The sequence below is a fragment of the Streptomyces sp. NPDC058092 genome (assembly GCF_042884935.1).
In the GTDB taxonomy this organism is placed as follows: Bacteria; Actinomycetota; Actinomycetes; order Streptomycetales; family Streptomycetaceae; genus Streptomyces.
Map to the genome: position 1 here is coordinate 1 of NZ_JBHVSY010000054.1, position 10,322 is coordinate 10,322.

A 10,322-nucleotide genomic window follows, 5' to 3' on the forward strand; every position below is an offset into this window, starting at 1 on the left:
AGGCCATGATCAAGGTGGCAATGATCCGCTTGATGCTCGTCCGGCTCGCCGGGCAGTCCCTGCGGTGGAGCCATGAATCCCACCGCAAGACCGCAGAGGCCAACACCGTCGAGGACTACATCGCAGCGTAATCAACCGGCCACCCGACAGGCTCTGAGGGGCCCGGATGTGAGACAGGCACGGGCTCTGCGTGATCATGGAGTTCTCTACGCTCAGTGATCACACGGAGGACCCGTGCCTGCGGTGCCATCTTGCCTGCTCGAACCCCTGTGGGACCAGTTCGCTGCGCTCCTGCCCGCGCGGGGGGCGTTCGTTGCGGACCACCCGCTGGGCTGTCACCGCCGCCGGGTCGCCGACCGGACCGTCTTCGAGCACATCGTGCTTGCGCTGGTCCATGGCTCCGGCTACGAGCGCATCTCCAGTCCCGGATGCTCCGACCGTACTATCCGACGGCGTGTCAAAGAGTGGGCTGAGCTGGGGATATCCGAGAAGGTTCATGCCCTCGCCCTGGAAGCCTACGACCGCACCATCGGGCTGGGGCTGGCCGAGATCCCGGTTGACGGCTGCATCACCAAGGCCCCGTCCGGTGGCGAGAAGGCTGGGCGGTCACCGGTCGACCGGGGCAAGCAGGGGCTGAAACGCTCGGTCGCCTCCGACGCCTGCGGCGTCCCGCTCGGCATCGTCTCCGACGGGGCCAACCGGCATGACTCGCCCATGCTCGGCCCGACCTTGAAGGCGGCCCGCACCCAGGCCGGCGCGATGCCCGAAGGCGTCAACGTCAACCTGGACCGCGGCTACGACAGCGCCAAGTCACGTGCCCTGATAGCCGAGTTGGGCTTCACGGCCGAGATCGCCCGCAAGGGGATCCCAGCCCCGATCCAGGCCGGGAAACGCTGGGTGATCGAGCGCACGCACTCCTGGATGAACGACTACGGCAAGCTGCGACGCTGCACCGAGAAACGCGGTGAGGTCGTGGACTTCTACCTCTACCTCGCCGCCGCCCTCGTCACGCTCCGCATGCTCATCCGACGCGCGACCAAGCGTTACCGCTGGGACGGCCGCCCCACCACCCGACGCCTCAAGTGATCCATTTGCCGGTCGGTCTTAGTAGTACTTCGTTGGGTTGGCTGGCTTGGGTGCTGTTCTGGCGGGGCTGGAGTGGGTCGCCCGCAGCGCACGAGCCTCAGGCCCGGTGCGGCCCCAGGGCAGGAACGTGCCCCCCTGTCCTTGCGGGCCCGGCCCGTCGTGCCGGAGACGGTGAAGTAGTCGCCGGATGCGGGGCGGCCCGCCGGCACGAGGTCGAACTGCTCGGCGTGGTACGGGAGCAGGCGCTGCAGCGCCGCCTCGGCCGGCCCGGAGTCGAAGGCGTGCCTGTCCCGGGAGACGGCTGCCGCGTCACCGGCAGGGGGCTCATTGCCGTGGCCGGGCTCGGCACAGTGACCGGTACGGCGAGAGCGGACGAGCAGACGAGCAGACGAGCAGACGAGCAGACGAGCAGACGAGCAGACGACGATCCAGGATCTGAGGCTTCTCAAGGGTGACCTCGTCCGACGAAGGGGTACGGGGCTTGCCCAGAACATGGTGCGGCACCGTGCCCTCCACGGGAACCGGTGGAGCCGACGCGGATGCGCACCGACTGCCTCGTGGCGGGGCCGGTGTACCGGCGCCGGTGTACGGCGCGAGCATCGAAAACCGTGAGGCTCAGCCATAGAAGAATGCGCTTTTATGACCCCCCGTGCAGGCCGCAGGATGGCTGCGAGCCGGCTTCCGGGGAGGAACGCATGACGTCAGCCATCGAATCGGGCCTGCTGCCCGGCACGTCCGAAATACGTCGGGAAGGGCTGGCCGTCGGTGGCGTCCTGCTCACCGAACTGGCACGGCGTTTCGGAACACCCCTCTTCGTGTACGACGAGGAGCATCTGCGCCGGCGCTGCCGGGACGCGGTCGCCGCCTTCGGCCGGGACAACGTCGCCTACGCTTCCAAGGCGTTCCTGTGCACGGCCATGGCCCGGCTGGCCCACGAGGAGGGGCTGTTGCTCGATGTCGCCTCCGGTGGCGAGCTGCGGGTCGCGCTGCACGCCGGGGTGCCCGCCGATCGGATCGTCCTGCACGGCAACAACAAGGACGAGGCGGAACTGCGCACGGCCATGTCCGCCCGGGTGCGGCACCTGGTGGTCGACAGCTTCGACGAGATGGACCGCATCGAGCGCCTGCACGCCGAGGAACACCTGCCGCCCGCCCGGATCCAGCTGCGGGTGGCGCCCGGAGTGGCCGCCGGCGCGCACGAGGCGATCCGGACCGGTGGCAACGACTCGAAGTTCGGATTCGGCCTCGCCGGCGGAACCGCGGCGGCCGCCGTGCGCCGGGCCGCCGGTTCCCCGGCGATGATCCTGGAAGGCGTCCACGCCCATGTGGGCTCGCAGGTGCTGGACACGGCAGAGCTCGCGGCCGGCGCCGCGGCCGTCGCCCGGTTCGCCGCCGACACACGGTTGCACCGGCTCACGGTCGGCGGCGGCCTCGGCGTCGCGTACGAGGCGGGACAGACCGCACCGTCGTTCGCCGAATGGGCGGCCCGGGTGCGGACCGCGGTACGCGACGCGGGCTGGGGCTCCTCGGTGACCGTGGAACCCGGCCGTTCCATCGCCGCCCGCGCCGGGCTGACCCTCTACCGGGTGGGCACGATCAAGCGGATCGAGGGCGTGCGGACGTACATCGGTGTGGACGGCGGGATGAGCGACAACCTGCGCCCCGCCCTGTACGGCAGCCGCTACGAGGTGTTCCTACCGCGCAGCCCGCGCGCCCCCCGGCCCATGCGGGCACGGCTGGTCGGCAAGCACTGCGAGAGCGGCGACGTGATCGTCGACGACGCCGCCCTGCCCGCCGACATCGCGGTGGACGATCTCCTGGCCACGCCGGTCACCGGCGCCTACGGATACGCCATGGCCTCCAACTACAACAAGCTGCCGCGTCCAGCCGTCGTCTTCGTACGCGACGGCCGCGCCCGCACCGTGGTGCGCCGGGAGACCGAGGAGGACCTGCTGCGCCTGGACGTGGACGAGCCCGCCGGGCTCCCGGAGCCGGCGGAGACGGTACGGTCCGGCGCCGGAGCGGCGCAGCGCGTCGGCACGGCCTAACCTGACCCGATGCTGAACAGTGCCCGACTGCTCGTCCTGCTGGAGATAGCCCGTACCGGCACCATCGTGGCCGCGGCCCAGGCGCTGCATCTGAGCCCCTCCGCGATCTCGCATCAACTCGCCCGGCTGGAGCAGGAGCTCGGAGTGGCGTTGGTGGAACGTCAGCCGCAGAGCCTGCGGCTGACCGCAGCCGGGGTGCGACTGGCCGAGCACGCGCAGGCGGTCGCCGACCTGATGGCCGTGGCCCAGGACGACCTGCGGGCGCACTCCGAAGGCGACGCCGGGGTCCTGCGGCTGGGCTTCTTCGCTTCCTCGGGCCTGGAACTGCTGCCCCGGGCCCTGTCGGTGTTCGCGGCGAACCGGCCCCAGGTCGAGCTGGAACTGATCCTCGGGCAGCCGCACGAGCTGGTGCCCGACCTGGAGGCGGGCCGGCTCGACGCCGCGGTCGTCTTCGAACATCCGCTGGACCCCTGGTGCCGGCAGGCGACCGTGGACGTGGAGATGTTCTTCGACGAGCCGCAGCTGGTGATCCTTCCCCTGCGGCACCGCCTCGGGCGGCACGCCGCGGTCCGGCTCGCCGCCCTGGAGGGGGAGAGCTGGATCGGTACGCACGGCGGCCACACCGGCGAACCGGTTCTGGAACGCGCGTGCGCGGCAGAGGGCTTCCGCCCCCGGGTTCGCTGCCGCAGCGATCATTACCAGGTCACGATCAACCTGGCTCGCGCGGGCATGGGCATCGCACTCGTCCCGGCCCTCGGACTCGGCGACACCGCCGGCGTGCACGTCTGCCGACTGGACCACCCCCGACTGCACCGGCGCATCGGCGTCGCCACCCGGCCCACCAACCGCAACCCGCTGCTGCGGATCTTCCTCGCGGACCTGCGGTCGGCCGCCGAGGAGATCCGATCGCTGCTGGAGGTGCAGTGGGCGTGACCGGCGCACCGGTCATGCCTCCTCGGGGCCGGCGCCCGTGCCTCAATCGGCGGTCCGGCGCCCGGCACAGGCAGCGAGGGTCCGCCCCACGTCCCGAATGGCATGCACGGCGGCCCGCTCGGTGCTCGGTCCCAGTGCCGTGTCCCAGTGCGCCACCACCGCGTACGCCAGCCGGCGCCTGCCGACGATGACACCGGCGTCGGCACGGACCCCGGTGTCGGTGCCGGTCTTGTTGGCCACCAGAAGCCCGTCGCGCAGCCGCTCGGGAAAGCCCGGGGCGTACGGGTCGTGGTCGACCAGTGCGGGGACCAGGCCGTGATCGGTGTTGGCACGCATCCAGCGCAGCAGCCGGGCGGAGGCCGCCGGGCAGCTCATGGTGCCGCGCACCGCGTGTGTCACCAGCCGCGCCAGGTCCCGTGCGGTGCCGGTGGCGAAGACGGGCGGCACGTCCGGGCCACGGACGTCGCGGACCTTGTCGTGCAGCGTGAGGTGATCGAGCCCGAGCTCCTGTGCGAGCCGGGCCGTGGACTCGCGCCCCACGAGGCGCAACAGCGCGTTCGTCGCGGTGTTGTCGCTCACCGAGGCGGTCAGCCAGGCCAGGTCCTCGACGGTCCAGCCGCGCCCGCTCAGCCGGCGCAGCAGACCGGTGCCCTCCGCCAGGTCCTCGTCGAGGACCTCCACGAAACGGTCGGCGGGCAGTTCCCCGGTGTCCAGCCGGCGCGCGACCTCGGCGAGCAGCAGCAGCTTCGAGGCGGACGCCACCGGCAGCACGGTGCGCTCGTCCACCCCCACCGTGCCGCCGCCGTCGATGTCGACGGCGGCGACGGCCAGGGTGAGCGGCAGCGCGGCCGAGCGCCGTGCCGCCGCGGCCACTTGGGCCAGACTCATCGGATTCTCACCACTTCTCCCGCCCGCGCCGAGGTCGGGCGGCCCCCTCTGGCCGCGACCCGCCCCGACACCACGACGGTATCGATGCCTTCGGGTGCCAGCAGGGGGCGGTCGAAGTCGGCGGTGTCGCGTACCGACGCCGGGTCGAGCACGACCAGATCGGCGAGGGCGCCGTCGCGGACCACGCCGCGGCCGGTGAGGCCGAACCGCCCGGCAGGCAGTCCGGTCATCTTGTGCACCGCGCTCTCCAGCGGGAGCAGTTGCTCGTCGCGGGTGTAGCGGCCGAGCACCCGGGCGAAACTTCCCGCCCAGCGCGGATGCGGCCGACCGGGTTTGGGGACACCGTCCGAACCGATCATCGACAACGGGCTGGCGAGGACCCGGCGGACGTCGTCCTCTCGCATGGAATGGCTGATGATGGTCACTTCGCCCTGCTCGGCCAGCAGGAGATCGCACGCCTGGTCGACCGGATGGACGCCGCGCTCGGCTGCGAGGTCGGCGATGGTGCGCCCTTCGGCCTCGGGGTGCGTCTGCGCGGCGGCCACCGAGATGAGGTCCCAGCCGCCGTTTCCCACGGTGTTCTCCCACCCCTCGACGCCCTGGGCGATGTCCGTTCTGATCCGGTCGCGCGTCTCGGGCCGGCGCAGCCGTTCCAGCAGGGCGCCGACGCCGCCCTCACTCGCCCACGGGGGCAGCATGGCGTGCAGGACGGTGCTTCCCGCCGTGTACGGATATACGTCGCACAGCACGTCCACGCCTTCGGCGCGGGCCCGTTCCAGACGGGGCAGGGTCCGCAGTGTGGCGCCCCAGGCGTGCCGGCCCGCGGTCTTGTGGTGGGAGATCTGCAAGGGGGCGCCGGAACGTACCGCGATCTCCAGGGCCTCCTCCAGGGCGGACTCCACCTGTGACATCTCGTCGCGCAGATGGGTGACGTAGGGCTTGCCGTGACGGGCGGCGACCCCGGCCAGCGCGACGATCTCCTCGGTGTCGGCATAGGTGCCGGGAGGGTAGATCAGCCCGGTGGACAGACCGGCCGCCCCCTGGGCCAGCGCCCGGTCCAGCAGCGCGCACATGGCGTCCAGTTCATCGGGCCGGGGCGGCCGGGCCTCGAAGCCCATCACTCCGGCGCGCAGCGTGCCGTGGCCGACCAGCGAGGCGATGTGGGTGTGGCGCAGAGCGGGGTCCTGTCCGGCGGCGAACGCGTCGAAGTCCACGGCGGGCCGCACCGGTCCGAGCCCGAACGTCACCCTGAGATGCTCGGCGAGTTCCGACAGCCGCCCGGGGAGCGAGGGGAACAGGCTGGTCCCGCAGTTGCCGCAGATCTCCGTGGTGACGCCCTGGAGCAGCGGAGCGAGGCGGAGGCCGTCGATCGGCTCCGTGGCACCGCCCGCTCCGTGGGGTGCCGCGAGGGCGTCGGAGTGAGTGTGTACGTCGATGAAGCCGGGGGCCACGACCCGCCCGGTCACATCCAGGGTCTCGGCGGCCGGGGCAGGGGCGCCGGCGGGAAGCACGGCGATCCGCCCGTCCACCACCGCGATGTCCGCTTCCCGGGCGGGTGCGCCGGTTCCGTCCACGAGCGTGCCGCCGCGCAGCAGCAGATCGAGGGGGCGGCCCATCACAGCACCGTCGACAGGAAGGCCCGCGTGCGGTCGTGCCGCGGGTCGGTGAACAACAGGTCGGGGCTCCCGGCCTCGACGACGGCGCCCCGGTCCATGAACAGGACCCGGTCGGCGACCTCGCGGGCGAAGCCCATCTCGTGGGTGACCACGACCATCGTCATACCGCTGCGGGCCAGGTCGCGCATGACGCCGAGCACCTCGCCGACGAGTTCGGGATCGAGGGCGGAGGTGGGTTCGTCGAAGAGCATGAGGGCGGGTTCCATGGCCAGTGCGCGGGCGATCGCCACGCGCTGCTGCTGCCCGCCGGACAGCTGCCCCGGGTAGTGGTCCGCCCGGTCCGCGAGACCGACGTCGGCCAGGAGCTTGCGGGCCTGTTTCTCGGCCTGCGCACGGGGCCGGCCCTTGACGGCGACCGGACCCTCCATCACGTTCTGCACCGCTGTGCGGTGCGGGAACAGGTGGAACCGCTGGAACACCATGCCGATCCGTTCGCGTTGGCGCCGCACGTCCCGGGCGCGCCGCTCGCGCAGCACCCGGCCGGACGGGCCGTGCTGTTCGTAGCCGACCAGCTCACCGTCCATCCACACTCGCCCCGCATCGATCCGCTCAAGGTGGTTGAAGCAGCGCAGCAGCGTGGACTTCCCGGACCCGGAGGGGCCGATGACACAGAGCACCTCACCGCTGCGGACGTCGAGGTCGATGCCCTTCAGCACCTCGGTGTCACCGAATCGTTTGCGAACCCCGCGGGCCCTGAGGATCACGTCGTTCATGCCGCTGCTCCCTTCTTGGCGCGTCCGGGCAGGAGATTGGCCAGGATCCTGCTCCGCAGCACGGGAGCGGTTCCGGGGCTGTAGCGTCGCTCGACGGCGTGCTGGCCGATGCTGGCGATCGTGGTGAGCACGAGATACCAGATCGAGGCCACCAGGAGCAGTGCGACCACTTCGAAGTTGGCGAGATAGAGGTGCTGGGAGACGGTCATCAGATCGGCGCCGGCGATGACCGAGACCAGTGAGGTCGTCTTGAGCATGGAGATGAACTGGTTGCCGAACGGCGGGATGATGACCCGCATCGCCTGCGGGAGGATGATCCGGGACAGGATCTGACGGTTCGACATCCCGATGGAGGCTCCCGCCTCGCGCTGGCCGGGATCCACGCTCTGAATGCCGGCCCGCACGATCTCGGCCATGTAGGCGCCCTCATTGATGGAGAGACCGAGGAGCGCGGCCACGAACCCGGTGATCACCTGGTTGGACTGCCAGCTGATGAGTTTGGGGCCGTCGAAGGGGATTCCGATGCTGATCACGGGGAACAGCAGGGCCAGGTTGAACCAGAAGATGAGCTGGACCAGCAGCGGGGTGCCCCGGAAGAACCAGGTGTAGACACTGGCGGTGAGACGCAGGACGGGGCTGTCGGACAGCTGCATCACAGCGACGACGACCCCGATGGCGATGCCGAGAGCCATCGAGACGAGGGTGAGCTGAATGGTCACCCCGAGGCCCTTGAGGATCACGCCGTCGAACTGGTACTTGGCGACGATGTCCCAGTGCAGATTGGGATTGACGATGACGGTGTAGGCGAGCCACACCGCGAACAGAGTGGCGGCGAGGACCGCGAGCCAGCGCCCGGGACGCGGGCGTCCGGTCACCTGGAGGGAGAGGTCGTCCTCCTGCGGCGTCCCGTCGGCGGGGGTGGCGTCCGGCGCCCGGCCGAGGGCGGCGCCGGGTATTTTCTGGTGGTTCATGCCTGTTCTCACTGCCCGTCGTTGACGGTGACCTCGGGCACGGCGCTGTCGCCGACTCCCCAGGTGTCGAGGATCTTCTTGTAGTCGCCGTTGTCGACGAGTTCCTGCAGGGCCTGGTGGACGGCGTCGCGCAGTCCGCCCTGGCTCTTCGCGGACGCGATGCCCCAGGGGGCGGTGCCGTACTGCTCCGGCAGGACCTCGTACGCGCTGCTCTTCTTGGTGAACATCTTGGCGACGGGATAGTCGACGATGGTCGCGACCGCGCGTCCGCTGTCCAGTTGCAGCAGCCCGGTCGGTGCGTCCTCGCTCTGCGAGATCCGCATCTTCTCCTGGCACTTGGCGTTCTGTTCCTCGCCGATGTGGAGGTTGGAGCTGCCTTTGGCGAGGACGACGGTCTTTCCGCAGAGGTCCGCGAGGGACTTGATGCCCTGCGGGTTGCCCTGCTTCGTCATGATGACGCCGCCGGTGCGGAAGTAGTCGACGAAGTCGACCGCCTGGCGCCGCTGTGCACTGTCGGTCATGGACGACATGACCAGGTCGAACCGTCCGGACTCCAGACCGGGGATCAGTCCGTCGAAGGCGGCATTGGTGAGTTCCAGCTTCAGCTTGAGCTGCTTGGCGAGGGCCTTGGCCAGATCGGGGTCGACACCGGTGAGCCGGGTGGTGCCGGGCTCGTACATCTCCATCGGCGGGTAGCCGACCGCGGTGGCCACCCGGAGCACACCCTTCTGCCGGTGCTGAGCGGGCAGCAGCTCGGCCGCGGTCCGGCCGGAGGTGGCCTGTGACGCGGCCCCGGACGGGGCGTCGCCCTGACCGGAGCGCCCACAGGCGGTGGCCGCGAGAGCCATCACGGCCAGGGCTGCCAGACAGCGCAGAGAACGGGGACGATTCATCGGATTCTCCCTCACGGGGTGGCGGTGCGCCGATGCTGGCAGTCGCGCCCCGGTGAATGGAAGATGATGAAGCTATTCATGCCTGACCATCGAAATCTGTATGGGTCCGAGTCCGACGGCTGAGCGAGGATCCTCAGCCCTCCCCCACCCCGAGCACCGCGTCTCGTCCACGAAGATCCGCACCTGCCCACCGAGGCGCGGTATCAGATCCGCCCCAAGCGGATCAAACATCAACTGCGGTGTCCGCAGTAGCGGAACCGCGCGCCGACTCGACCGGGTCGCCTACTGCCGCTCACGGAAGGAACTGTCCTGAATCCACGCCCCGGTCGGCACCGACAGCTTCTTCGCGCGCCTCGACGGACGTACCGGTCCGTCGGCCAGTACGAAGGCAGCCGCGCCGGCTGGGCGCCCACCCCGATGCGCTCGGCTTCAGTAACGAACCACGGCGCGTGCTGCTGATCGGCAACTCCATCGACGACGCCGCACATGCGAACGGAGCCGTCACGGTGCTTCACACCGGCAGCCTGCACCATCCCGCGAAGCTCACCACCGCTGGACACGCACTTGGCAGCGCCCTCGACCAAGGCCGTGCCCCTGGGCCTTCACCTGGCCGCCGGTTCCGCTCCTGCGTCGCGAGACGCGCCATGCGGCCGGTCCAACCGGCCTGTACCAGAGCGCTTCCAGCGCAGATTCCCGGCCCGACAGAGTTGCCCGAGTCCCGCAGGCTGGCGCCCACCGTCCTGGCGTCGGCGGCGAGGGCGTTGATGGCCGAGCGTACGCCCGAGTCGTTCGCCTCGGATGCGGCGCTGTCCAGGCTGGATGCCAGGTCCTGGTAGGTGGCGACGGCCGAGCCCACGTTGTCGGTGGTGACCGGGTTGGTGATCAGGTCGATATGGCTCTGGAGCGTGTCGGTTGCCGCGCGGCAGGCGGGGTCGAGGGTGGGATCCGGCTCCGCCTCCTCGGTGGTCGGGTCCGAGGCGTCGGGGGAGTCCGTGGCCGGGGGATCGTAGGGCGTGTACGTGACTCCTCCCCCCGGATAAATCCGGGGGGCTTCTCCTGTCGGTGGCTAGGCCACGTCGGGAAGGGCCAGCCCGGCCCTGAGTGCGACGTTCCA

8 protein-coding genes are annotated in these 10,322 nt (G+C 70.5%); 3 read left to right on the forward strand and 5 right to left on the reverse strand.

Annotated elements, in window-relative coordinates:
• Positions 1–234 precede the first annotated feature (234 nt).
• From ACFVV1_RS40400 to ACFVV1_RS40410, 3 genes are all read left to right on the forward strand, one after another.
• Entirely contained in the window at positions 235–1,086 is an 852-nt protein-coding gene (locus tag ACFVV1_RS40400) for an IS5 family transposase (protein ID WP_390000549.1), read from the forward strand.
• A gap of 695 nt (positions 1,087–1,781) precedes the next feature.
• Positions 1,782–3,134, forward strand: coding sequence for a diaminopimelate decarboxylase (gene lysA / locus ACFVV1_RS40405; protein ID WP_390000552.1), 1,353 nt, complete (start codon positions 1,782–1,784; stop codon positions 3,132–3,134).
• A 9-nt stretch (positions 3,135–3,143) separates the two neighbouring features.
• On the forward strand, positions 3,144–4,067 hold the full coding sequence (locus ACFVV1_RS40410) for a LysR family transcriptional regulator (RefSeq protein WP_390000554.1): 924 nt from the start codon (positions 3,144–3,146) through the stop codon (positions 4,065–4,067).
• A gap of 42 nt (positions 4,068–4,109) precedes the next feature.
• On the opposite strand, the gene ACFVV1_RS40415 is transcribed toward ACFVV1_RS40410, so the two are convergent.
• From ACFVV1_RS40415 to ACFVV1_RS40435, 5 genes are read right to left on the reverse strand one after another with little or no spacing between them, the layout of a single operon-like run.
• Entirely contained in the window at positions 4,110–4,955 is an 846-nt protein-coding gene (locus ACFVV1_RS40415) for a serine hydrolase (RefSeq protein WP_390000557.1), read from the reverse strand.
• Positions 4,952–6,571 carry an amidohydrolase family protein gene (locus tag ACFVV1_RS40420; protein WP_390000560.1) on the reverse strand — a complete coding sequence of 540 codons (1,620 nt, stop codon included), beginning with the start codon at positions 6,569–6,571 and terminating at the stop codon, positions 4,952–4,954. Before ACFVV1_RS40420 ends, ACFVV1_RS40415 begins: the two co-directional genes overlap by 4 nt.
• Entirely contained in the window at positions 6,571–7,344 is a 774-nt protein-coding gene (locus ACFVV1_RS40425) for an amino acid ABC transporter ATP-binding protein (RefSeq protein WP_266430867.1), read from the reverse strand. The genes ACFVV1_RS40420 and ACFVV1_RS40425 overlap by 1 nt, the downstream gene beginning before the upstream one ends.
• A complete protein-coding gene (locus ACFVV1_RS40430) occupies positions 7,341–8,315 on the reverse strand; it encodes an amino acid ABC transporter permease (RefSeq protein WP_390000563.1) in 975 nt (324 codons plus the stop codon). The genes ACFVV1_RS40425 and ACFVV1_RS40430 overlap by 4 nt, the downstream gene beginning before the upstream one ends.
• Positions 8,316–8,323: 8 nt before the next feature.
• The gene (locus ACFVV1_RS40435) at positions 8,324–9,208 is read right to left on the reverse strand and encodes an ABC transporter substrate-binding protein (RefSeq protein ID WP_390000565.1); all 885 of its coding nucleotides are present in this window, start codon (positions 9,206–9,208) and stop codon (positions 8,324–8,326) included.
• Positions 9,209–10,322 lie beyond the last annotated feature (1,114 nt).